Below are 21,515 nucleotides of genomic sequence, written 5' to 3' on the forward strand. Positions count from 1 at the left end.
GACGCCGGCGAGGCGGCGGCTCAGCCGGCCCGCATCTGCCACAAGGCCATGCCGGTAAAGGCGAAGACCTTGTCGCCGGCCTCGTTCCAGCCCGCGTTACGGCTGGTCACCAGCCCCCAACCCGGGCGGGAGGCGAGGGGGCGGGTTTCGGCCGGTTCGGTTGTGAACCGGATCGTGTCGCCGGCGAAGACCGGCTTCAGCCATTGCAGGTCGCGCAGGCCCGGCGAAACGCTGGTTCGGGGCCGCCCGCCCGCCGCCGCAATGCGGTCGAGCCGCGCCACGAAGCGGTTCATCCAGGCCGCGCCGGTGTGCCAGCCCGAGGCGGCGAGCCGGCCGAAGGGCCCGGCGGCCGCGGCCTCGTCCTCGAGGTGGAAGAGCTGCGGGTCGTAGTCCCGGGCGAAGTCGATGCAGCGCTCGCGCCCGAAATGGTAGGTTCCGAGATCCACCCGTCGGCCGATCTCGATGTCGTCGAGCCAGCGCGGCGCCAGGGCGGGATCCTCGGGCTCGGGCAGCCTGTCGAGCCGCTCGGGGGCGGCCCGGGCGGCGCCAGCGGTGGCCGGGACGGGGGAGGGCGGGGCCCCGCCGCCGTCGTGCCGGCCGAACATGCCGATGTGGCGCATGCGCAGCACGGGCGTACCGGCGGCGTCCAGCAATTCGCTCTCGAGCGTCGCAAGGCCCATCTCGGGGCGGCTGCGCGAGACGCGGGTGTCCAGGATGCGCTGGCGCAGGCTGAGCACGTCCCCAGCCGCCACGGGGCGCAGCCAGCGCACCTCCTCGACCCCGGGGCCGCCGAGCGAGGCCGCGCGCAGCAGCCAGGCGTCGCAGAAGAGCCGCATCAGGATCGCGCAGCTATACCAGCCGGAGGCGATCAGCCGGCCGGGCGGGGCCGCGGCGGCGGCCGCCTCGTCGAGGTGAAAGGGCTGCGGATCGAATTCGCGTGCGAAGGCGACCATGTCGCCGCGCCGCACCGGGACGGCGCCGAAGGACCGGACGGCGCCGATCTGCAGGTCCTCGAAGAAGATGTCGGGCACGGCGGGTCAGTTCGCGAAGCGGAAATGGAGCACGTCGCCGTCGGCCACCTGGTACTCCTTGCCCTCGAGCCTGAGCTTGCCGGCGTCGCGCGCGCCGGCCTCGCCCTTGAGGGCCACGTAGTCCGGGTAGGCGATGGTCTCCGCCCGGATGAAGCCCTTTTCGAAATCGGTATGGATGACGCCCGCGGCCTGGGGCGCGCGCGTGCCCCGGGTGATGGTCCAGGCCCTGGCCTCCTTGGGACCCACGGTGAAGTAGGTGACGAGGCCGAGCAGGTCGTAGCCGGCCCGGATGACGCGGTTGAGCCCGGGCTCCTCGAGCCCCACGGCTTCCAGGAAGTCGCGCTGCTCGTCCGGCGGCAGCACCGCGATCTCGCTCTCGATCTTGGCCGAAACCACAACGGCCTTGGCGCCCTCCTTGGCGGCCCAGTCCATCACCGCCTGCGAGCGGCTGTTGCCGCGGTCGGCGGAGGCCTCCTCGACGTTGCAGACGTAGAGAACGGGTTTCGAGGTCAGCAGGCCGAGCGAGGCGAACAGGCGCTCCTCGTCCGGCTTGCGGGCCACCAGCCGGGCCGGCTTGCCCTCGCGCAGCAGCACGAGCGACCTGGCCACGAGGTCCAGCGTCTCCTTGGCCTCCTTGTCGCCCCCCCGCACGCGCTTTTCCAGGGCGATGACGCGCCGCTCCAGGCTGTCGAGGTCAGCCAGCATCAGCTCTGTCTCGATCGTCTCGATATCGGCGAGAGGGTGGATGGCACCCTCGACATGGGTGACGTCCGGGTCCTCGAAGCAGCGCACGACATGTGCGATCGCATCCACCTCGCGGATATTGGCCAGGAACTGATTGCCGAGCCCCTCGCCCTTGGAAGCGCCCCGCACGAGGCCGGCGATGTCCACAAAGGTCAGGCGGGTCGGCACGATCTCACGCGAGGCCGCGATCGCGGCCAGCGCGTCCAGCCGGGGATCCGGCACCGCGACCTCGCCGACATTCGGCTCGATGGTGCAGAACGGGTAGTTCGCGGCCTGGGCGGCCGCCGTCTGGGTGAGGGCATTGAAGAGCGTCGATTTGCCGACGTTCGGCAGGCCGACGATGCCGCATTTGAAGCCCATGGTGCCGGGTCTTTCTCAGGTTGGGCGTCCACTCGGATCGCCGCGCGCCAGGGCGGGTCAGGCGGTCGTCGCCAGATGGACCTTGTTCTGGAAGCCGGCATCGTCGCCCGTGGCGAGGAGCGGCGCGGCCTCCGCCACGGCCCGTAGCAGATCCTCCGCCCACAGCCGCTCGTCCACCGCGAAATCGCGCAGGACATAGCCGTGGACCAGGTCCTTGTGGCCCGGATGGCCAATGCCGATGCGGACGCGGCGATAATCGTTGCCGCACAGCGCCGTGATGGACCGTAGGCCGTTGTGACCGGCATTGCCGCCGCCCTGCTTCACCCGGAGCTTGCCGGGTGGCAGGTCGAGCTCGTCGTGGAACACGACCACGTCGGGCAGGGCCAGCTTGAAGAAGCGCAGCGCCTCGCCGACCGCCCGGCCCGAATCGTTCATGAACGTTTCGGGCTTGAGCAGGATCACCTTCTCGCCGCCGATCACCGCGTCGCTGCTCTGGCCCTGGAAGCGGCGGCGCCAGGGCGCCGCCGCGTGGGCGCGAGCGATCGCGTCCATGGCCATGAAGCCGACATTGTGCCGGTGCCCGGCATAACGGGAGCCGGGATTTCCGAGTCCGACGAAGAGCCGCATGGTGGCGACCGGCTGGAGGCCGGCCGACTAGCCCTGCTTGGCGGCGTCGGATTCGGCCTTGGCCGCCTGGCTGACCGCGGCGTCCTGCGCTTCGGCCTTGGCGCCGAGCCCGGCCGGGGCCGCGATGGTCGCGATGGTGAAGTCGCGGTCGATGGTCGGCTTCACGCCCGGCGGCAGGGTGACGGCCGAGATATGCACCGAATCGCCCATCTCCACGCCGGACAGGTCAACCTCGATCGCCTCCGGGATCTGGTCTGCCGGAGCTTCGACCTCGATCGCATGGCGCACGACGTTGAGCACGCCACCGGCCTTGATGCCGGGCGCCGTGTCCTGGTGCAGGAAGTGGACCGGCACCTCGACCGTGATGGTCTGGCCGGCGGTGATCCGGAGAAAGTCGACGTGCAGAGGCAGGTCCTTGACCGGGTCCAGGTGGTAGTCGCGCGGGATGACGCGCGTCTTGCGGCCATCGACCTCGACCTCGAAGATCGTGGTCAGGAAATGGCCGCCGAAAATCAGCAGGCGCATCTCGTTTGCGTCCAGCGCGATCGGGGCGGGGGCGTCGCCGCCGCCATAGATCACGGCCGGGGTCTGGCCGCTTCGACGCACAGCCCGGGCGGCCCCCTTGCCGACCCGGTCACGCGCCACGGCCCTGAGCTCTTTCACAGCACTCATGGCATCTCTCCGAAAAAATCGAAGGCCGCCCCAAAGGCGGCCCTTCCGTCATGCGGTCCCCGGCCGCGCCGGTCCGCCTCGCCATCCACGGCCTCCAAGGGTGCCGGAACGCGAGCGCGACGCTATAGCGGCAAAGTCTCTTGGGGCGCAACATGGCGCCAGCCTGGAAAACGCAAACGGCGCGGAGGATTTCCGCGCCGTATCGTGCCGCCCGGCAAGCCGGGCCGCCGGTTCAGTACTTGCGGATCAGGGGCTCGGGCTCGTAGGCCGGGGCCGCGACACCGCCGCCGAGGGCCCAGCGCATGCCGAGCTTCACGTCGTGCGATTCGAGGTCCTTGACCTTCAGGCCCTGGTAGCTCGCGCCGCAGAAGCAGTCGATCTGGCCCGTCCGGGTGCTGCCGAAGTTGAGGTAGCGGTACCCCAGTTCCAGCTTCACGTTGGGCGTCACGTCGTAGCCGAGACCGGCATGGAGAGCCCAGGCGAAGTTGCCCTTGCTCTTGTCCCGCAGAGTGCCCCCGCTCACGCCGACCGGAATGCCCGGGCTGTCGTAGATGTTGAGGGTGGAGGTCTCGAAATTGTGGAGCCGCTGATAGGCCCAGCCGACGCCCGCGCCGACAAACGGCGTGATGCCGTACCAGCTGCCGAGGTCGACATAGCCGTTGGCCAGGACCACGGCCGCGGCGTAATCGCCCTTGGTCTTCTCGTGCGAGGTGATCTGGTAGCCGCCGGACGAGAAGGTCTCGCGGTCGCGCACCTGGATGCCGGTGGAGAAGCGGTATTCACCCGTGACGTCGGCCCGGAACCAGCTGTTGAAGCGGTAGCCGACGCCCCCGCCCGCGAAGGCGCCGGAGCCGAAATCCTCGCCGAAGAACACGGCGCCCGGGTAGTCGCTGCTTTTGAATTTGCTGCCTTCGTAATGGCTCACCCCCACGTCGCCGCGAAGATACCAGCCGCCGAGATCCTCAGCGATCGGCTCGTAGGCGGGCATCGGCGGGGGGGGAGGCAGGAGATCAGCCGCCCGCGCCGTCGTCACCGACGTCGCGACCGCGAGAAATCCCGCCACAGTAGCGTAGACTTTCAAGCTGCCCATAGCAGGGTCCCTCAGTTCTGGCGCGGCCGATCGCGGGGCTACGCCGGTTGACGGAGGGACCTTCGCAGAGGAGGGTTAAGCGGGGCTTAACCTTACCCATTAACCTTCACGTTGCTGGACGGGTACGGCGCGAAACAGACTTGTCTCGTGGATGAGATCAGGCCGCTGCCTTCGAGAGTGCATCCACGACATCGTCCACCACGGCGTTGACCAGGGCCCGGTCGTCACCTTCGGCCATCACGCGGATGACGGGTTCGGTTCCGGAGGCGCGGATCACCAATCGGCCCTCCTTGCCCAGGCGCGTCCGGCCCGCCGCGATCGCGGTCACGACCGAGTCGGCGGCCAGCGGCTGGCCGCCGCTGTGGCGGACATTCTTCAGGATCTGCGGCAACGGCTCAAAACAGTGGCAGATTTCCGAGACCGGCTTGTTCAGCTGCTTCACCACGGAGAGGAGTTGCAGCGCCGCGATCAGGCCGTCGCCGGTGGTCATGTAATCGGACAGGATGATGTGGCCGGATTGCTCGCCACCGAGGTTGTAGCCGTGCTCGCGCATGTGTTCGAGCACGTAGCGGTCGCCCACGGCCGTGCGGACGAGATCGAGCCCGATCGAGCCGAGAAAGCGCTCCAGGCCGAGGTTTGACATGATCGTGGCCACGACGCCCGGCTGCGTCAGGCGGCCGTCCTCGCGCCAGGATCGGGCCACCACGGCCATGAGCTGGTCGCCGTCCACCAGGCGGCCCTTCTCGTCGACGATGATCACCCGGTCGGCGTCGCCGTCGAGCGCAATGCCGATATCGGCGCGGCGCTCGCGCACCTTCTCGATCAGCGCGGCCGGGGCCGTCGATCCGACGTCGCGGTTGATGTTGAAGCCGTCCGGCTCGACCCCGATCGCGATCACGTCGGCGCCGAGCTCCCAGAGCGTTTCCGGGGCGACCTTGTAGGCCGCGCCATTGGCGCAATCGACCACGACGCGCAGCCCTTCCAGGTCGAGCTGCCGGGGCAGCGTGCGCTTGGCGAACTCGATGTAGCGGGCATGCACCGACTCGATGCGCTTGGCCCGGCCGAGCGAATCCGGCCGAGCCAGCCGCGAGGTCAGCTCGCCGTCCAGCAGCGCCTCGATCTCCTGCTCGGTCTCGTCCGACAGCTTGTAGCCGTCCGGGCCGAAGATCTTGATGCCGTTGTCTTCGTAGGGATTGTGCGAGGCCGAGATCATGACCCCGAGATCGCACCGCATGGAGCGGGTCAGCATGGCGACGGCCGGCGTCGGCATCGGGCCGAGCAGCAGCACGTCCATGCCGACCGAGGTGAACCCGGCCACCAGCGCGGTCTCGATCATGTAGCCCGACAGACGCGTGTCCTTGCCAATCACCACCCGGTGCCGGTGATTGCCGCGCACGAATTGCAGGCCCGCCGCCTGCCCGATCTTGAGCGCCAGCTCGGGCGTGATGACGCCATTGGCCCGCCCACGGACGCCGTCCGTTCCGAAGTACTTCCTCATGGAGGCCCCCTCGCCGCTGCCTGCCACCGCTCATGGGCGGGATGCCGGCAGCCATACGCCTGACGATAGCCCGCGCCGGTTCACAGACCGTGCGGAATCTGGATTGATGGTGTCTGGACGACGCCGTCCCTTAGCTGATCCGGCCCCGGGCCGCGACCGGGATCTCGCCGACCACCCGGCCGCCCCGGGTCGCGACGAGCCGGTTCTGCAGGTTGACCACCACGCAGACGTGGTTCGGGATCACCCGGACCACGTCGCCGACCTGCGGCGGCGCGGCGCAGGCCGAGAGGTCGAGAAAGCCGTGCTCCTCGGCGAAGGCATGGATGCGGGCCTCGGGGTGCTCCAGGATCAGGCCGAATCCGTCGAGCTTGCCGGTATCGGACGACAGGGTCTTCGACCCCGCATCCAGAATGCCGCGGGTCGGCCCGCCCCGGCTGACCACAGTCGCCACCACCGTAAGCGCGCAATCGGCGAGCGTGGCCGCCCCGGCAGCCACCATCATGCGGTCGTTGAAGACATAGGTGCCGGCCCGGTGCTCGGTGGTGCCGGCGATGCGGCCGAGATCAGCGAGATTCGGCGTGCCGCCGGTCGACACAATGCGAGGGGCCGGAAGCCCGAGATCCCGGCAGCCGGCCGTGGCCTCGTCGAGAAAGCGCTGCGTGACAGGGACGCCGCCCTCGGGCGGATAGAGCAGGAAGCCGGCCATCTCGAGCCCGCCCGCGTCCCGGATCAGCCGGGCGATCTCGACCGCTTCCGCCGGCGTCTCGACGCCGGCCCGTTTCCGGCCGGTGTCGCATTCGATCACGACCGGCAGGATGCGGCCGGCGCGACGGGCTGCCTCCGCGGCCGCCTCCACGGCGACGGGATTGTCCACGCTGGCGATCGGGTCGGCCCGCCTGGCGAGCCGGGCGAGCCGGGCGATCTTCTCCTCGCCGAGGAGGTTGTAGCTGATCAGGATGTCGCGGAAGCCCGCCTCGGCGAAGATCTCGGCCTCGCCGAGCTTCTGGCAGGTGATGCCCGCCGCCCCGGCCTGGCGCTGTAGGCGGGCGATCTCCGGGCTCTTATGGGTCTTGATATGCGGTCGGTTGGCGATTCCGGCCGCATCGCAGCGCGCCTGGAGGCGCGCGATGTTCGCGTCCACCCGGTCGAGGTCGACCACGGCGCAGGGCGTGCCGAACTCGCGGGCGATGGTGTGGGCGAGCGCGGTCGTCGCGCGCTCGCCCGTCGCGGCGGTCACGCTCGCGCCTGGCTCACGAACTTGGAGTTCAGGTAGGCTTCGATGGCCTCCGAACCCCCCTCGCTGCCGTAGCCCGAATCCTTGATGCCGCCGAACGGCACCTCCGGCAGGGCGAGGCCGTGGTGGTTGATGGACACCATGCCGGACTCGATCTGCGAGGCGGCCCGCTCGGCCGTTTCGGTGGAGCGGGTATAGGCGTAGGCCGCGAGCCCGTAGGGGAGCCGGTTGGCCTCGGTCAGCGCCTCGTCGTCGTCGGAGAAGCCGTTGATGGCCGCCACCGGGCCAAAAGGCTCCTCGTTCATGATCCGGGCCGAGAGCGGCACGTTGCTCAGCACTGTGGGCTCGAAGAAATAGCCCTGGTTGCCGATGCGGCTGCCGCCGGTGCGGATCTCGGCGCCGGCCTGCTTGGCGTCCTGCACGAAGCCCTCGATGGCGCCGATGCGGCGGTCATGCGCGAGCGGGCCCATGCGGGTGGCGGGATCGAGCCCGTCGCCGACCTTCAGCTTCTTGGCCGCGGCCGTAAACTTCTCGGTGAAGTCCTCGAGAATGGAATCGTGCACCAGGAAGCGGGTCGGGGACACGCAGACTTGGCCGGCATTGCGGAACTTGTTGGCGACCAGCACGCTCACGGCTTTGTCCACGTCCGCGTCGCGGAACACGATCGCCGGCGCGTGCCCGCCGAGCTCCATGGTGACGCGCTTCATGTGCAGGCCGGCCAGGGAGGCGAGCTGCTTGCCGACCGGCGTCGAGCCCGTGAACGTCACCTTGCGAATGACCGGATGGGGAATGAGGTAGCCCGAAATCTCGGCCGGCACGCCGAACACGAGGCTGAGCACGTCGCCCGGCACGCCGGCGTCGAGATAGGTCTGGATCAGCGCCGCACAGCTCCCGGGGGTCTCCTCCGGGCCCTTCAGGATCACCGAGCAGCCGGTCGCCAGCGAGGCCGAGACCTTGCGGACCGCCTGGTTGATCGGGAAGTTCCAGGGCGTAAAGGCCGCCACCGGCCCGACCGGCTCGCGCACGACGATCTGCAGCACGCCGTCGGCCCGGGCCGGAATCACGCGGCCATAGGCGCGGCGCGCCTCCTCGGCAAACCAGTCGATGGTGTCGGCCGCGGCCAGCGTCTCGCCCTTGGATTCGGCAAGCGGCTTGCCTTGTTCGATGGTCATGGTGCGGGCGATCTCATCCACGCGCGCGCGCAGGAGGTCGGCGGCCTTGCGCAGGATTTTGGAGCGCTCGAAGGCGGACACGGCCTTCCAGATCTTGAAGCCGCGTTCCGCCGCGGCCAGAGCCTCGTCCAGATCGGCAATGCCGGCTTTCGGCAGCCGCCCGATCTCCTCGCCCGTCGCCGGGTTCATGATCGGCAGGGTCTCGCCCGAACGGGCGCCACGCCACTCCCCGGCGATGTGGAGGCGGGTCTCTGGATACATGGTGTCTCGCTCCGTGGCAGGCCCCCCCGGCCCGCGATGTTCCGGGCGCCCAGCCCAGCCAGGATGCTGATTACCGCAAGCGGGCAGGGCGGTCCAAGGGCGCGACCTAAGAGACCTGCAGGAGACGCACGAGCCCGAGGCTGATGGCGACCAAGAGCAGCAGGGACACGGTGACGGCCGCCACCACGGCCGGGCCGACGCGGCCGAGCACCCGGACGTCGACGCCGAGCCCGAGCGCCGCCATGGACACGATGGTGAGGAAGCGCGCCACCACGTTCACGGGGCCGGTCATTGCGTCGGGGATCAGCCCGAGCGAGCGCAGGCCGGCGAGCAGGAGGAAGCCGGCGATGAACCACGGCACGAAGCGGCCGATGCCCTGCTTGGCGACGGCCGCGGCGCCGCCGCCCTGGCCCGAGATGCGCGGCGCGAGCAGCGCCATCACGACCACCACCGGCCCCAGCATCAGCACGCGGACGAGCTTCACGACGGTGCCAATCTGGACCGCCACGGGCCCGACCGGCACCGTGGCCGCCAGAACCTGCGGCACGGCATAGACGGTGAGCCCCGCCACCACTCCGTATTGCGTTTCCGTCAGGGTGAGCAGCGGCACCAGCAGCGGCAGGGCCAGCACCACGATGACGCCGAGCACGGCCGTGAAGGCGATCGAGGACGCGACCTCGTCCGGCTTGGCGCCGATCACCGGCGCCACGGCCGCGATGGCCGAATTGCCGCAAATGGAGTTACCGCAGGCGATCAGCACCGCCATGCGGCGCGGGAGGCCGAGCAGCCGGCCCACGCCGTAGCTCGCCAGGATGACGATCGCGACGGTGGCCGCGATCCCGACCAGCAGGCCGAGCCCCGCGGAGGCGATCAGTCCGAAGGACACGGACGCGCCGAGCAGGAACACGGCGACTTCCAGCAAGGTCTTGGCCGAAAAGGCGATGCCCTCCCGCCAGGCCGGGCCGGGGTTCCAGAACGTGCGCACCAGCGTGCCGAGCAGGATCGCCAGCACCAGGGCCTCCACATACGGGAAGCCGATCGCCGCCTCCTCGACCCGCTGCAGGGCGAGCGCCAGCAGCGTGAGGCCGGCGCAGAGCAGGACGCCGGGGGCGAGCCGGGTCAGAGGGCTGGAGAAGACCATGCTACCGACCGCCTAACCGGCGCGCCCGGTCACGTCGAGTTACTTCGCGCTGCGCTGCACGTCTGCTCCGGGCCGGACTTGGCCCGGCCGGTTGGATCACCCGCGGCTAGGGCGCCGTGCGGGCCCTGTTCTGCCGGTTCGCTACCAGATCGTCGACGACTGCCGGATCGGCGAGCGTCGAGGTGTCGCCGAGGTTGCTGAACTCGTCCTCGGCGATCTTGCGCAGGATGCGCCGCATGATCTTGCCCGAGCGCGTCTTGGGCAGGCCGGGCGCGAACTGGATCAGATCCGGGGAGGCGATCGGCCCGATCTCCTTGCGGACCCAGGCCACGAGTTCCCTCCTGAGCGCGTCGGAGGAGGCCTCGCCGGACATCAGCGTGACATAGGCGTAGATGCCCTGGCCCTTGATGTCGTGCGGATAGCCAACCACCGCCGCCTCCGACACCTTGGGGTGGGCGACGAGCGCCGATTCCACCTCGGCCGTGCCCATGCGGTGCCCGGACACGTTGATGACGTCGTCGACCCGCCCGGTGATCCAGTAATAGCCGTCCGCATCCCGGCGGCAGCCGTCGCCGGTGAAATACTTGCCCTTGTAGGCGGAGAAGTAGGTCTCGATGAAGCGCTGGTGGTCGCCGAAGACGGTCCGCATCTGGCCAGGCCAGCTCTCGGCGATGACGAGGTTCCCTTCGCAGGCGCCCTCCTGCACCTTGCCTTCGGCATCCACGACCTGCGGCACGATGCCGAAGAACGGGCGCGTCGCCGAGCCGGGCTTCAGCTTGGTGGCGCCCGGCAGCGGCGTGATCATGATGCCGCCCGTCTCGGTCTGCCACCAGGTGTCCACAACCGGGCAGCGGCCGTCGCCGACGACACGGTGATACCATTCCCAGGCTTCCGGGTTGATCGGCTCGCCGACCGAGCCGAGCAGCCGGAGCGAGGCCCGCGACGTCTTGCGCACGGCCTCCTCTCCGGCGCCCATCAGGGCCCGGATCGCGGTCGGGGCGGTGTAGAAGATGTTGACCTTGTGCTTGTCGACCACCTCCCAGAAGCGGGACACGGTCGGGTAGGTCGGGATGCCCTCGAACATCAGGGTCGTGGCCCCGTTCGCGAGCGGTCCGTACAGGATGTAGGAATGGCCGGTGACCCAGCCCACATCGGCCGTGCACCAGTACACGTCGCCGTCGTGGTAATCGAAGACGTATTGGTGCGTCATCGAGGCGAAGACCAGGTAGCCGCCCGTCGTGTGCAGCACGCCCTTGGGCTTCCCGGTCGACCCCGACGTATAGAGGATGAAGAGCGGATCTTCCGCGTTCATCGGCTCGCAGGGGCACTCGTCGGTGACCTGCTCGACCGCCTGATCGAGATAGACGTCCCGGCCCGGCACCATGTCGACCTTGCCGCCCGTGCGGCGCACCACCAGCACGTGATCGACCTCGCCGACCTTGGCGATGGCGGCGTCGACATTGGCCTTCAGCGGCACCGAGCGGCCGCCCCGCAGCCCTTCATCCGCGGTGATGACCATGCGGGAGGCACAGCCCTGGATGCGGTCGGCAAGCGCATCGGGCGAGAAGCCGCCAAACACCACGGAATGGATCGCGCCCAGCCGCGCGCAGGCCAGCATCGCGTAGGCGGCTTCCGGGATCATCGGCATGTAGATCGTGACGGTCGAGCCCTTCTCGACGCCGCGATTACGGAGCACGTTCGCCATGCGGCACACCTCGGCGTGCAGCTCGCGATACGTGATGTGCTTGGAGACGTTTGGGTCGTCGCCCTCCCAGATGATCGCCACCTGGTCGCCCCGCTCCTCGAGGTGGCGATCGATGCAGTTATGGGCGACGTTGGTGATGCCATCCTCGAACCACCGGATGGACACGTCGCCCGTTCCGTCCGGCCCGCCGAACGAGGTGTTCTTCACCTGTGTGTAGGTGGTGAACCACTCGATGCGGTTGCCATGCTCGAACCAGAACGTCTCCGGGTCCGCCACGGAGGCCTCGTACATCGCCCGGTACGTGCGGTCGTCGACGAGGGCGCGCGCTGCCGCATCCGGCGCGACGTCGTAGAGCTTCACGTCCATGGCAGGCCCCTCCCGTGGCGCCGTTGCAGGCGATCCTCGGGCAGGGTGTAGCGGAAGCGGTTTTGCGCCCGCAAGGCGCGCGGGAACGACTTTCGTCGTTGCGGGGCTTTCCTCTACGGTGGCGCGCCACTCAGGACAGATCCATGCGTCTCTCCGTCGACCCGAACCGCGTCCTGTCCGATCTGCGGGAGCTCGCCCGTTTCGGCCCCTACAAGACGGGCGTGCACCGGCCGACCTTTTCGGACGAGGACGTGGCGGCGCGGCGCTGGTTCGCCGGCAAGCTCTCGGAGGCGGGGCTCGACAGCTCCATCGATGGCATCGGCAATGTCTATGGTCTGTGCCCGGGCCCCGGCCCCAAGATCCTGACCGGCTCGCACCTGGAGAGCCAGAACCACGCCGGCTGGCTCGACGGGGCGCTCGGCATGGTCTTCGCGCTGGAGGCGGCGCGCGCCATCGGGCGCGGCGTCGACGTTGCTGCGTGGTGCGACGAGGAGGGCCATTTCGGCTCCTTCATCGGGTCGCGCTCCTTCACGGGCCTGCTCGAGGAGGCCGAGATCGACCGCCTGGCCAACCGCTACGACGGCACGCCGCTGCGCGACGCTCTGGCGAGGGCCGGCCTCGCGGGCGTGGCCCGGCGGCAGGTGGAGCCCGGCCGCTACCGGGGTTTCGTCGAGGCCCATATCGAGCAGGGTGCCAACCTCGAACAATCCGGCCTCAAGATCGGCGTGGTCACGGCCATCGTGGCGATCTGGCAATACCGCGTATCCGCGACCGGCGAGCAGAACCATGCCGGCACGACCTCCATGGCGCGCCGGCGCGATGCCGGCCTCGCCCTGGTGCGGCTGCTCGGCGAGATCGACCGGAGGTTTCCGGATCTGGCCGGCCCCGCCAGCGTCTGGACCACGGGCCGCATCACGCTCGAGCCCGGCGCGCCCTCCATCATTCCGGGGAAGGCGTCCATGCTGTTCCAGTTCCGGGATGCCAACCCGGCGGTTCTGGATCGGCTCGACGCGGAACTGCGCCGGCTCGTCGCCGAGGCGAGCGCCCACGGGCCGTGCCCGATGGAGATCGAGGTCTTGGGCCAGAGCCGGCCCGCCCTCATGGATGAGGGGCTGCAGAGCCTGATCGCCGCGGCGGCCGAGCGCCTCAGGCCCGGCTGTTCCGTCCGGATGCCGAGCGGCGCGGGCCACGATGCACAATATCTCGCCCGCGTCATGCCGGCCGCCATGATGTTCGTGCCGTCCATCGGCGGCATCAGCCACCATTGGTCCGAAAACACCGCGGACGAGGACATCGTGCTCGGAGCCGAGGTCTATTGCCATGCCGTCGCGGCGGCGCTCGAAGCCGCCTAGCGCCTTCAGCAGCCCTTGCAGATGCCTCGGGTGATCTGACGGTCCAGCGCCTGGCTCTTGCGGTCCAGCTCGGGCGTGGTGCCGGCCCGGTCGCCCACGGGAGAGCCGGGCGGCTTGGTCCGGCCCACGGCGGTGGTCCCGCCCGTGCGGTCGCGGGCCCCGGCCGTGGCGTTCGGAAGCGGGGCGGCCGGACCGGAGCCGGAGGAGGAGGATAGCCCGCTCCCGGCCGGCGGCGTGGCTTGCGCCCGCGCCGGGCCGGCCAGGAGCCACGTGCCGGCCAGCAGGATGGGAACCAGGAATCGGATCATCGGAGCGCTCCGGTTTCCCAGAGAACGTCCGGCCGGCGAGCTGGTTCGCTCAGTCGGCCGTGAGCCCGCCCAGGCGCCGCACGATCTGCCACTCGGCCGCCGTCACCGGCTGCACGGACAGGCGGGAGTTCTTGACCAGCACCATCTCGGCGAGACCCGGCTCGGCCTTGATCGCGTCCAGCGTCACGGCTCTGGGCAGCTCTTCGACGGCCTTCACGTCCACCATGCCGAAGCGGCCGCTCGGGTCGGTGCCGTCCGGGTAATAGGGGCGGATCACCTCCACCACCCCGACAACCGCCCGGCCGTCATTGGAATGGTAGAAGAAGCCCCGGTCACCGACCTGCATGGCCTGGAGGTGAAGCTTGGCCGAATGGTTGCGGACGCCGTTCCAGGGCGTGCCGTCCGGGCCGGCCGCAACCTGCTGCTGCCACGACCAGGACGACGGCTCCGACTTGTACAGCCAGTACGGCACGAGGCTCCTCCGGTTGGGGCGCCGGACCATGCATGTTTCGGCTCCCGGCTCAATCGCGACCGCCCGCGGCATGCGCCATCCGGTCCCGCCGACAAGGTTTGACTTCTCCGGCGCGGCACACCTATAAGCCGCCCACGCGAAAAGGCGCCGCGCAGGCGCCCGCCGGTTATTCAGACCACGCCAGCAGCACCACAATGCGGTCGGGAGTGCCTGCCCGGACACGCGACCGGAGATGAGCCGTGAAGAGGACCTATCAACCGTCGAAGCTCGTGCGCAAGCGTCGCCACGGCTACCGCGCCAGAATGGCGACGGTTGGCGGCCGCAGGGTCATCGCGGCCCGACGCGCCCGCGGCCGTAAGCGCCTGTCGGCCTGAGCTTTTGGGGCGCGCCTTGCGCGTCGGACCCATTCCGGCGCGGGGGCGCCTCCTCAAGCGCCAGGATTTCCTGCAGGCCGCGCGCGGTCGCCGCTTCCATACGGGCCGCGTCACGGCCCAGGGACGGCGACGCGAGGCGGATGACGGGACAGCCTCCGGGCTGAGGATCGGCTTTACCTTGACCCGCAAGGTCGGCCACGCGACCGAGCGGAACCGTATCCGCCGGCGGCTTCGGGCGGCCGCGGCCGAGGCTGCAGGGCGGCATCTCGCCGAGCCCGTTGATGTCGTCCTGATCGGCCGCCGCGAAGCCCTGTCGGCGCCGTTCCCTCTCCTTCTCGAGGATCTTGCCCGAGCGCTGGAAGCCGTGACCCGATCCGGGTCCGGCCGGGACGCGCGAGGGCGCTCCTCCACCTGACTGGCCCCATGCTGAACACCGACAACAAGAACCTGATCCTGGCGATCGCGCTCTCCGTGGCGGTCCTGATCGGCTGGAACTACTTCGTCGGCGCGCCTCAGCTCGAACGGCAGCGCCAGGCGCAGCCGACCGTGGCCGGCCAGGCGGACAACCCGACGGTGCCGAGCCCGTCCCCGCGCGAGGGCCAGCCCTCCACGCCCAATCCCGGCACCGTTCCGGGCACTGCCTCCAACGTTCCGGCCGTCGAGACCCGCGAGGCGGCGCTGGCCCGCACGCCCCGGATCCGGCTCGAGACCCCGGCGCTGTCCGGCTCCATCTCGCTCAAAGGCGGGCGCGTCGACGACGTTGCTCTGAAGGGCTACCACGAGACGGTCGACCCGAAATCGCCCCGCATCGTCCTGCTGTCTCCGTCGGGCAGCCCGACTCCCTACTATGCCGAATTCGGCTGGGTCGGGCCGGGCGCGCCGACCCTGGACACGGTCTGGACCGCCGATTCCGACGTCCTCACCCCCGAACGGCCCGTCACGCTGACCGCCGACAACGGGGCCGGTCTCCTGTTCCGGCGCCGGCTGGAGGTGGACGACAAGTTCATGTTCACCGTGCAGGACACGGTCGAGAACAAGGGCCAGGAGCCCGCGACGCTGCACCCGTATGGGCTCGTCTCCCGCCACGGCAAGCCGCCGACGCAGGGCTATTACGTGCTGCACGAGGGCCTGATCGGGGTCGTCGGCGACCAGGGCCTGCAGGAATACGGCTACGCCACGCTGGACAAGGAAACCCCCATTCCGGGCCAGTCGACCCGCGGCAAGGTGTGGAACGGGGCCGTCGGCGGCTTCCTGGGCATCACCGACAAGTACTGGGCCGCCGCCGTGGTGCCGGACCAGGCCACGCCCTATCAGGGCAGCTTCACCTCCCGGCAGGAAGGCACGGCCTTCACCTACCAGGCGAACGTGCTGTCGGACGCCCGCACGGTCGCGCCCGGCGCCACCGTCGAGGTGACCCGCCGCCTGTTTGCCGGCGCCAAGGAGACCCAGCAGATCGACGCCTATGAGCGTGCGCTGGGCATCAAGAAGTTCGATCTGATGATCGACTGGGGATGGTTCTATTTCATCACCAAGCCGATGTTTAAGGCGCTGGATTTCTTCTTCCGCCTGTTCGGCAATTTCGGCGTCTCGATCCTGATCGTGACCGTCATCCTGAAGGGCTTCTTCCTGCCCCTGGCCAACCGATCCTACGTCTCGATGGCCAAGATGAAGGCCGTGCAGCCCGAGATGGTCGCCATCCGGGAGCGCTTCAAGGACGACAAGGTCAAGCAGCAACAGGAGATGATGGCGCTCTACAAGCGCGACAAGATCAATCCGGTGGCGGGCTGCTGGCCCATCCTGATCCAGATTCCGGTGTTCTTTGCGCTCTACAAGGTGCTGTTCGTCACCATCGAGATGCGGCACGCGCCGTTCTTCGGCTGGATTCGCGACCTCGCGGCGCCGGATCCGACCTCCATCTTCAACCTGTTCGGCCTGCTGCCCTTCGCCGTGCCGGAATTCCTGCATATCGGCATCTGGCCCATCATCATGGGCATCACGATGTTCCTGCAGATGAAGATGAATCCGGAGCCGCCGGATCCGGTCCAGAAGGCGATGTTCGCCTGGATGCCGCTCATCTTCACCTTCATGCTGGCCTCGTTCCCGGCCGGTCTGGTGATCTACTGGGCCTGGAACAACCTGCTGTCGGTCACGCAGCAATACGTCATCATGCGGCGCAACGGCGTGAAGGTGGAACTGTGGGACAACCTGCGGGGCCTCTTCGCGAAGAAACCGGCTCCGGCCAAGAGCTGACGGTTCGGCGTGGCCGGGCGTGACCCGGCCATGTTCATCGCGGCGCCGCGGGGCTCAACCCGCATCGGACGGCGGGGGCGAACCCGGCCATGACACCCATGGATGAGCCTGCACTTCACGACGAGGCGGTGTTCGAAGCCGGCCGCAAGCTGTTCGCGGCCGAGGCCGAGTTCATCTGGGCCGCGAGCCGGGCCGACAACCTGCCGCCCATGGGCGGGGTGGAGATCGCCTTCGCGGGACGCTCCAACGTCGGCAAGTCGAGCCTGGTCAACGCGCTGACCGGGCGCAAGACGCTCGCCCGCACCTCGCATACCCCCGGCCGAACCCAGCAGCTCAACTTCTTCGACCTGGGCGGCCGGCTCACCATGGTGGACATGCCGGGCTACGGCTACGCGGCTGCCGCCAAGGAGAAGGTCGCGGGCTGGACGCGGCTGATTCGGGCCTATCTGCGCGGGCGCGCCAACCTGGCCCGGGTCTATGTTTTGGTGGATTCCCGCCACGGCCTGAAGGAGCTCGACCTCGAGGTGCTGAAGCTCCTCGATGTGGCGGCGGTGTCGTATCAGGTGGTGCTCACCAAGGCGGACGAACCCAAGGCGGCCGAACTCGAGCGGCGCGTGGCCGACACGGCCGCGGCCCTGGCCCGGCGCCCCGCCGCCTTTCCGCTGATCCGCCCGACCTCCAGCCGCTCGGGGCTCGGCGTCGCCGAATTGCGGGCCGACGTCGCCCAGCTCCTCTCGGAGCGCAACAGCCTGTGAGCGTCGCGGCGCCGGTGCGGGCGCTGCTGGTCGCAGCCGCCCTTGCCGGCGGGCTCGGGGTCGTGATGTCAGCCGTCGCCGCACACGCGGCTCCCGGCAGCCTCGACACCGCGGCCCGGTTCCTGCTGCTGCACGCGCCGGCGCTGCTGGCCCTCGCCATTCTCCTCCATCTCGGGCTGCTGCACCGCGCCGCGGGCTGCACCGCCGCGGCGCTGCTGGCGATCGGGCTGGTGCTGTTCTGCGGCGATCTCACGCTGCGGGGGCTGACCGGCGGCGGCCTGCTCCGCTGGACCGCGCCGGCCGGCGGGTTGGCGCTGATCGCCGGCTGGCTCGCGCTGGCCCTTGCGGCGGCGCTGGCGGGCCGGCACAGGGACGGGACCTAGCCGCGCCGCAGAGCGCCGCGTCCCGAAGGGAGGATCCCGGGTGTACGATCGCGACCTCGACCGCAATCCGGCCAATTTCCAGCAGCTGACGCCGGTCGGCCTCCTCGAACGGGCGGCCTCGACCTTTCCTGATCGCATCGCCATCGTCCATGGCGGCATCCGGCGGTCCTATGCCGAGTTCTACGGGCGCTCACGCCGCCTCGCCTCGGCCCTGGCCCGGCGGGGAATCGGGCGCGGCGACACCGTGGCGGCCATGCTGCCGAACACGCCCGCCATGCTGGAATGCCATTACGGCGTGCCAATGCTGGGCGCGGTCCTCAACGCGCTGAACACGCGGCTGGACGCGGCCGTGCTGGCCTTTTCGCTCGACCACGGCGAGGCCAAGGTCCTCCTGGTGGACCGCGAATATGCGGGCCTGATGCGGGCCGCGCTGGCGCTGGCCAAGTCCCGGCCGTTCGTCATCGACGTGGACGACCCGGAATTCACGGGTGCGGGCGAGCCGCTTGGCGCCCTCGACTACGAAAGCTTCCTGGCCGAGGGCGACCCGGACTTCGCCTGGTCGCCCCCGCCCGACGAGTGGGACGCCATCGCGCTGAACTACACCTCGGGCACCACGGGCGATCCGAAGGGCGTGGTGACCCACCATCGCGGCGCCTACCTGTCCGCGCTCGGCAACGTCTTCGCCGGCAACATGAACCGGGCTCCGGTCTACCTCTGGACCTTGCCGATGTTCCACTGCAACGGCTGGTCCTTTCCCTGGACCATCTCGGTTCTGGCCGGAACGCATGTCTGCCTCCGGCAGGTGAGGGCGGGGGCGATCTTCTCGCTCATCGCCGAGCACGGGGTGACGCATATGTGCGGCGCTCCCATCGTGATGTCGACGCTGCTCGGGGCCTCGGCCGCGGACCGCAAGCCGCTGCCCGGCCGCGTCTCGTTTCTGACCGCCGCGGCGCCGCCCCCCGAGGCCGTTCTGGCGGCCATGCGGGAGGCCGGGTTCGACGTCACCCACGTCTACGGTCTCACCGAGACCTACGGCCCCTCGGTGGTGAACGAGTGGGACGACGCCTGGGACGCCTTGCCGGGTCCCGAACAGGCGGCCCGCAAGGCCCGGCAGGGGATCCGCTACGTGACGCTCGAAGGGCTCGACGTGCTGGACCCGGAGACCCTGGAGGCCGTCCCGGCCGACGGGCAAACGATGGGCGAGGTCATGATGCGCGGCAACCTCGTCATGAAGGGCTACCTCAAGAATCCCAAGGCCTCGGCCGCGGCCTTCGCGGGCGGCTGGTTCCACTCGGGCGACCTCGGCGTGAAACACCCGGACGGCTACGTGCAGCTCAAGGACCGCTCCAAGGACATCATCATCTCGGGGGGCGAGAACATCTCGTCGATCGAGGTTGAGGAGGCGCTGTATCGCCATCCGGCCGTCGCGGCCGCAGCTGTCGTGGCCAAGCCCGACGAGAAATGGGGCGAGACGCCGATCGCCTTTGTGGAGCTGAAGGGCTCGGAGATGGTCTCGGCCGAGGAACTCATCGGCTGGTGCCGCCAGCACCTCGCCCACTACAAGGCGCCCCGCCACCTCGTCTTCACCGAGCTGCCGAAGACCTCCACCGGCAAGGTGCAGAAATTCCGCCTGCGAGAGATCGCGCGGGAGATGTAGCCGGGGCGGGGATGGCCCGCCCGCGGCCGAGCCGGCTTGGCCTCAGGTGGCCGGCGCCGCGGGGGCGCGTCGCCGTCGCACGGCTGGCTTGCGGTCGGGCTGCCGCAGCGGGACGAGGGTGGCGACCACGGGATTGGGCACGTGATCCATGGCGGCGCCGGTCGCCGCGTCCACGCCGATGCCGATGATCCCACCGAGCAGAATGTTGCCGGCCATCCCGGCCGCGCCCGCCCCCACGACGCGCGTGCGGACCGGGACAACCTGGGATTCGAACCCCGGCTTGGCGAAGGTCACGTCGAACTCGTCGGTTCTCTCGACCTCGAGAGAGCACGGCGTTGCCGGGCAGGCATATCGGGACGTGGTGACCATGGTTGCCCCGGGCGGGTCGGTGACGAAGGCCACCTGCTCGGACGTTCCCCTGACGATGCTGCCACAGCCCGAGAGACCGACGGCCAGCACGCCGACCACACAGAACCGAACCATGAGCGCAGCCTCCAACGAGGCTGCTCTTCGGCAACGCTCAAGCAAAGCTTAACCACGTGAGGACAGGGGCGCCAGCGTCGGATGGCCCGCCGGCGCCTGTTGCGCTCACATGGCGGTGCGCTGCCGCAGGGCGGCCTGCAGCGTGCCCTCGTCCAGGTAGTCGAGTTCGCCGCCGATCGGCACGCCGTGGGCGAGCCGCGTCACCTTCACGGGCAGGTGGGCAACCAGGTCCGTGATGTAATGCGCGGTGGTCTGGCCATCGACCGTGGCGTTGAGCGCGAGGATCAGCTCGCGGGTGTCCGGCCGGGAGGCGCGGGCTACCAGCCCGTCCAGCGACAGGTGTTCCGGCCGCACGCCGTCCAGCGGCGACAGCACGCCGCCCAGCACGTGGTAGGCGGCCCGGAGCGCGCCGGCCCGCTCCAGCGCCCAGAGGTCGGACACGCCCTCCACCACGACCACGATGGAGGTGTCGCGGCCGGGGTCGCGGCACACCGTGCAGGGGTCGCTGGTGTCGAGGTTGCCGCACGCGCCGCAGACCACGATGCGGTCGGCGGCGACCCGCATGGCGTCCGCCAGGGGCGACAGAAGCTGCTCGCGGCGGCCGATCAGATGGAGCGCGGCGCGCCGGGCCGAGCGCGGGCCGAAACCCGGCAGCCGCGCCAGGAGCTGGACCAGACGCTCGATCTCCGGCCCGGCCGTGGCCTGGGCCATGCCGTCAGAACAGCTTCAGGCCGGGCGGCAGCGGCAGACCGGCGGTGAGCTGCTGCATCCGCTCCGCCACAAGCCGCTCGCCCTTTCCGCGCGCGTCGTTCAGGGCGGCGACGATGAGGTCCTCCAGGATCTCGGCCTCCTCCGGGACCAGCAGCGACGGATCGAGGTGGAGCGACTTCACCTGCCCCTTGGCCGTGGAGACGACCCGGACCATGCCGCCGCCGGCCGCTCCTTCCACCTGCAGGGTCTCGAGCTCGGCCTGGGCGTCCTGCATCTTCTGCTGCAGGCCCTGCGCCTGCTTCATCAGCCCCATGATGTCTTTCATGCCTGGTCCTCCTCTGGGGCGCCGCCCGCCTCGTCCGGATCGGGCGCGGTCAGCACCTCCGGCTCCGGTTCGGGCAGGCGCTCCCGCACGTCAACAATCTGCGCTCCTGGAAAGCTCTTCAGCACGGCCTGGACGAGCGGGTGCTCCGAGGCGCCGTGCCGGCGCTCCTCGTCCCGCCGCCGCCGCTCCTCGAAGATGGTCGGGGCCGCGGGCGCGTCCTCGGCCGACAGGCTCACGAACCATTGCCGGTCCGTCCAATCCCGCAGGGCGCGGGCGAGATCGGTCGGAATGGACCGGGAGGCGCCGTCGGCGAGCGCGATCTCGATCCGGCCTTCCTCGAAGCTGACCAGCCGCACATCGCGCTCAAGCGCGCCCTTGAGCCGGATGTCGCGGCGCTCGCCCGCCATGGCGACCACATCCTCGAAGCGCCGCAGCACCACCGGCCGGGCCGGCTCGGGCGCGGACGCCACGGTCTCGGGCTCGGGCCGCGGGGCCTGAAAGGCGCGGGCCAGGGCGCCGCCGCCACCGCCGCCACCGCCGCCCC

22 protein-coding genes and 1 pseudogene are annotated in these 21,515 nt (G+C 69.9%); 7 read left to right on the forward strand and 16 right to left on the reverse strand.

Annotated features, from left to right (window positions below):
* Window positions 1–20 precede the first annotated feature (20 nt).
* From JWR86_RS09570 to acs, 10 genes are all read right to left on the reverse strand, one after another.
* Complete coding sequence (locus tag JWR86_RS09570; protein WP_299564205.1) at window positions 21–1,031, reverse strand: MaoC/PaaZ C-terminal domain-containing protein; 1,011 nt, start codon at window positions 1,029–1,031, stop codon at window positions 21–23.
* Between the two features lie 6 nt (window positions 1,032–1,037).
* Window positions 1,038–2,135 carry a redox-regulated ATPase YchF gene (gene ychF, locus JWR86_RS09575; RefSeq protein ID WP_299564208.1) on the reverse strand — a complete coding sequence of 366 codons (1,098 nt, stop codon included), beginning with the start codon at window positions 2,133–2,135 and terminating at the stop codon, window positions 1,038–1,040.
* Between the two features lie 57 nt (window positions 2,136–2,192).
* A complete protein-coding gene (gene pth, locus JWR86_RS09580; RefSeq protein ID WP_299564212.1) occupies window positions 2,193–2,762 on the reverse strand; it encodes an aminoacyl-tRNA hydrolase in 570 nt (189 codons plus the stop codon).
* A gap of 27 nt (window positions 2,763–2,789) precedes the next feature.
* Complete coding sequence (locus JWR86_RS09585) at window positions 2,790–3,434, reverse strand: 50S ribosomal protein L25/general stress protein Ctc (protein ID WP_299564216.1); 645 nt, start codon at window positions 3,432–3,434, stop codon at window positions 2,790–2,792.
* 232 nt (window positions 3,435–3,666) lie between these two features.
* Complete coding sequence (locus JWR86_RS09590) at window positions 3,667–4,524, reverse strand: outer membrane beta-barrel protein (RefSeq protein WP_299564219.1); 858 nt, start codon at window positions 4,522–4,524, stop codon at window positions 3,667–3,669.
* Between the two features lie 157 nt (window positions 4,525–4,681).
* Window positions 4,682–6,022, reverse strand: a complete 1,341-nt coding sequence (glmM, locus tag JWR86_RS09595) for a phosphoglucosamine mutase (protein WP_299564222.1) — start codon at window positions 6,020–6,022, stop codon at window positions 4,682–4,684.
* 130 nt (window positions 6,023–6,152) lie between these two features.
* The gene (locus JWR86_RS09600) at window positions 6,153–7,259 is read right to left on the reverse strand and encodes an alanine racemase (protein ID WP_299564224.1); all 1,107 of its coding nucleotides are present in this window, start codon (window positions 7,257–7,259) and stop codon (window positions 6,153–6,155) included.
* On the reverse strand, window positions 7,256–8,689 hold the full coding sequence (locus JWR86_RS09605) for an NAD-dependent succinate-semialdehyde dehydrogenase (protein ID WP_299564227.1): 1,434 nt from the start codon (window positions 8,687–8,689) through the stop codon (window positions 7,256–7,258). The genes JWR86_RS09600 and JWR86_RS09605 overlap by 4 nt, the downstream gene beginning before the upstream one ends.
* Before the next feature lie 106 nt (window positions 8,690–8,795).
* Complete coding sequence (locus tag JWR86_RS09610; RefSeq protein ID WP_299564230.1) at window positions 8,796–9,830, reverse strand: putative sulfate exporter family transporter; 1,035 nt, start codon at window positions 9,828–9,830, stop codon at window positions 8,796–8,798.
* A 106-nt stretch (window positions 9,831–9,936) separates the two neighbouring features.
* Complete coding sequence (acs, locus tag JWR86_RS09615) at window positions 9,937–11,901, reverse strand: acetate--CoA ligase (protein WP_299564233.1); 1,965 nt, start codon at window positions 11,899–11,901, stop codon at window positions 9,937–9,939.
* A 143-nt stretch (window positions 11,902–12,044) separates the two neighbouring features.
* Between acs and JWR86_RS09620 the strand changes: the two genes are divergently transcribed.
* Window positions 12,045–13,253, forward strand: a complete 1,209-nt coding sequence (locus JWR86_RS09620; protein ID WP_299564235.1) for a Zn-dependent hydrolase — start codon at window positions 12,045–12,047, stop codon at window positions 13,251–13,253.
* Between the two features lie 5 nt (window positions 13,254–13,258).
* On the opposite strand, the gene JWR86_RS09625 is transcribed toward JWR86_RS09620, so the two are convergent.
* On the reverse strand, window positions 13,259–13,561 hold the full coding sequence (locus JWR86_RS09625) for a hypothetical protein (RefSeq protein ID WP_299564238.1): 303 nt from the start codon (window positions 13,559–13,561) through the stop codon (window positions 13,259–13,261).
* A 49-nt stretch (window positions 13,562–13,610) separates the two neighbouring features.
* Window positions 13,611–14,033, reverse strand: coding sequence for an EVE domain-containing protein (locus JWR86_RS09630; protein WP_299564241.1), 423 nt, complete (start codon window positions 14,031–14,033; stop codon window positions 13,611–13,613).
* A 239-nt stretch (window positions 14,034–14,272) separates the two neighbouring features.
* Between JWR86_RS09630 and rpmH the strand changes: the two genes are divergently transcribed.
* From rpmH to JWR86_RS09660, 6 genes are all read left to right on the forward strand, one after another.
* Complete coding sequence (rpmH, locus tag JWR86_RS09635) at window positions 14,273–14,407, forward strand: 50S ribosomal protein L34 (RefSeq protein WP_299564244.1); 135 nt, start codon at window positions 14,273–14,275, stop codon at window positions 14,405–14,407.
* A gap of 16 nt (window positions 14,408–14,423) precedes the next feature.
* Window positions 14,424–14,822: a ribonuclease P protein component gene (gene rnpA / locus JWR86_RS09640; protein ID WP_299564249.1), complete on the forward strand. Its 399-nt coding sequence runs from the start codon at window positions 14,424–14,426 to the stop codon at window positions 14,820–14,822.
* 8 nt (window positions 14,823–14,830) lie between these two features.
* Window positions 14,831–16,657 (forward strand): membrane protein insertase YidC, encoded by a 1,827-nt coding sequence (gene yidC, locus JWR86_RS09645; protein WP_299564252.1) that lies wholly within the window; start codon window positions 14,831–14,833, stop codon window positions 16,655–16,657.
* 89 nt (window positions 16,658–16,746) lie between these two features.
* The gene (gene yihA, locus JWR86_RS09650) at window positions 16,747–17,412 is read left to right on the forward strand and encodes a ribosome biogenesis GTP-binding protein YihA/YsxC (protein ID WP_299564255.1); all 666 of its coding nucleotides are present in this window, start codon (window positions 16,747–16,749) and stop codon (window positions 17,410–17,412) included.
* Window positions 17,409–17,795, forward strand: coding sequence for a DUF423 domain-containing protein (locus JWR86_RS09655; RefSeq protein ID WP_299564258.1), 387 nt, complete (start codon window positions 17,409–17,411; stop codon window positions 17,793–17,795). Before yihA ends, JWR86_RS09655 begins: the two co-directional genes overlap by 4 nt.
* A 40-nt stretch (window positions 17,796–17,835) precedes the next feature.
* Window positions 17,836–19,452 carry an acyl-CoA synthetase gene (locus JWR86_RS09660; RefSeq protein ID WP_299564261.1) on the forward strand — a complete coding sequence of 539 codons (1,617 nt, stop codon included), beginning with the start codon at window positions 17,836–17,838 and terminating at the stop codon, window positions 19,450–19,452.
* Between the two features lie 42 nt (window positions 19,453–19,494).
* Here the strand turns inward: JWR86_RS09660 and JWR86_RS09665 are convergent, their stop codons facing one another.
* The 4 genes and pseudogenes from JWR86_RS09665 to JWR86_RS09680 form a co-directional block, all read right to left on the reverse strand.
* Window positions 19,495–19,935 carry a translation initiation factor 2 gene (locus JWR86_RS09665; protein WP_299564264.1) on the reverse strand — a complete coding sequence of 147 codons (441 nt, stop codon included), beginning with the start codon at window positions 19,933–19,935 and terminating at the stop codon, window positions 19,495–19,497.
* 105 nt (window positions 19,936–20,040) lie between these two features.
* Window positions 20,041–20,646 (reverse strand): recombination mediator RecR, encoded by a 606-nt coding sequence (recR, locus tag JWR86_RS09670; protein ID WP_299564267.1) that lies wholly within the window; start codon window positions 20,644–20,646, stop codon window positions 20,041–20,043.
* Window positions 20,647–20,650: 4 nt separating this feature from the next.
* Complete coding sequence (locus JWR86_RS09675; protein WP_299564270.1) at window positions 20,651–20,971, reverse strand: YbaB/EbfC family nucleoid-associated protein; 321 nt, start codon at window positions 20,969–20,971, stop codon at window positions 20,651–20,653.
* A pseudogene (locus JWR86_RS09680) lies at window positions 20,968–21,515 on the reverse strand (DNA polymerase III subunit gamma/tau); the annotation flags it as partial. The gene JWR86_RS09675 and the pseudogene JWR86_RS09680, both read right to left, overlap by 4 nt.

It is taken from the genome of Enterovirga sp., assembly GCF_028290205.1.
GTDB lineage: Bacteria > Pseudomonadota > Alphaproteobacteria > Rhizobiales > Beijerinckiaceae > Enterovirga.